This is a genomic window from Promicromonospora kroppenstedtii DSM 19349 (genome assembly GCF_000515355.1).
GTDB classification, from domain to species: domain Bacteria; phylum Actinomycetota; class Actinomycetes; order Actinomycetales; family Cellulomonadaceae; genus Promicromonospora; species Promicromonospora kroppenstedtii.
Window position 1 is genome coordinate 16,611 of sequence record NZ_KI911749.1, and the last position, 1,279, is coordinate 17,889.

1 protein-coding gene and 1 pseudogene are annotated in these 1,279 nt (G+C 74.3%); one reads left to right on the forward strand and one right to left on the reverse strand.

All coding sequences use genetic code 11. The features are described from left to right. A pseudogene (locus PROKR_RS25670) lies at positions 1-643 on the forward strand (1-deoxy-D-xylulose-5-phosphate reductoisomerase); the annotation flags it as partial. Between the two features lie 150 nt (positions 644-793). Here PROKR_RS25670 and thiD read toward each other — a convergent pair. Then, positions 794-1,279 (reverse strand): bifunctional hydroxymethylpyrimidine kinase/phosphomethylpyrimidine kinase (gene thiD, locus PROKR_RS25675; RefSeq protein WP_036969367.1); only part of this gene is annotated, 486 nt, incomplete at its 5' end.

Consider the following 1,279-nt stretch of genomic DNA (forward strand, 5'->3'; position numbering starts at 1 on the left):
CGGCGGGCCCTTCCGCGGCCGGCCGCGCGCCGAGCTGCGCGACGTGACGCCCGCCCAGGCGCTGCGCCACCCCAACTTCGCGATGGGCCGCGTGGTCACCACCAACTCGGCGACCCTGGTCAACAAGGGGCTCGAGGTGATCGAGGCGCACCTCCTGTTCGACCTGCCGTTCAGCGCCATCGACGTGGTGGTGCACCCGCAGCAGATGATCCACTCCATGGTCGAGTTCGTCGACGGCTCCACGATCGCGCAGGCCGGGCCGCCGCGGATGCTCGTGCCGATCGCGCTCGGCCTGTCCTGGCCGGACCGGCTGCCGGACGTCGACGTCGGCATCGACTGGACGCAGGCCGCGAGCTGGGAGTTCCTGCCCCTGGACGACGACGCGTTCCCCGCCGTGCGGCTGGCGCGCCAGGTCGGCGAGGCCGGCGGCACCCATCCCGCCGTGTACAACGCCGCGAACGAGGTGTGCGTGGACGCGTTCCACGACGGGACGATCGGGTTCCTCGACATCGTCGACACCGTGGCCGCCGTCGTCGAGGCGCACGCGACCACGGGGGCGGGCGACGCGGCGTCGGTCGAGGGCGTCCTGGAGGCCGATGCCTGGGCCCGGGCGCGTGCGGCGGAGATCCTGAAGTCGGTCTGACGCCGGGCCCGGTCCCGCTGGGGCTGGTCGTCCGGTTGGCCTGATCCCGCCGGGCCCGATCCCCCCTTGAGGCCTAAGTTTCTTCGCTTTCGGACTCCTCAAAGCGAAGAAACTTAGGCCTCAAAGGGGATCGCCCGGGCCCATCTGGGCTCAGCGGGTCGCGAAGCCGTGGTTCACCGGCCCGTGGCCCCGCCACGGGCCCGGTGCGGTCCCGGTGCCGCCCACCACCAGGTCGTCCGCCGCGCGAAGCGCCCCGGTGAGGTACTCCTTGGCGGCCCGGACGGCCGGTTCCCAGCCGTCGTGCACCGGCCGCAGGACGGCGCAGGCCGAGCTCAGCGTGCAGCCCGTGCCATGGGTGTTCCGGGTCGGCACGCGGGGCGCGGTCAGGGCGACGACGCCGTCGACGCCGGGGCCCGCGAGGTGGTCGACCGACTCGGCCGAGTCGAGGTGCCCGCCCTTGACCAGCGCATACCCTGCCCCGAGCGCACTCAGCGCCCGGGCCTGGTCCGCCGCCTCACGGCCGTCGCGGGCCGGTTCGACGCCGAGCAGCACGGCGGCCTCGGGCAGGTTGGGCGTGACCAGGTCGGCCAGGGGGAGCAGCTCGTCGCGGAGCACGGCCTCGGCGTCGGGCGCCAG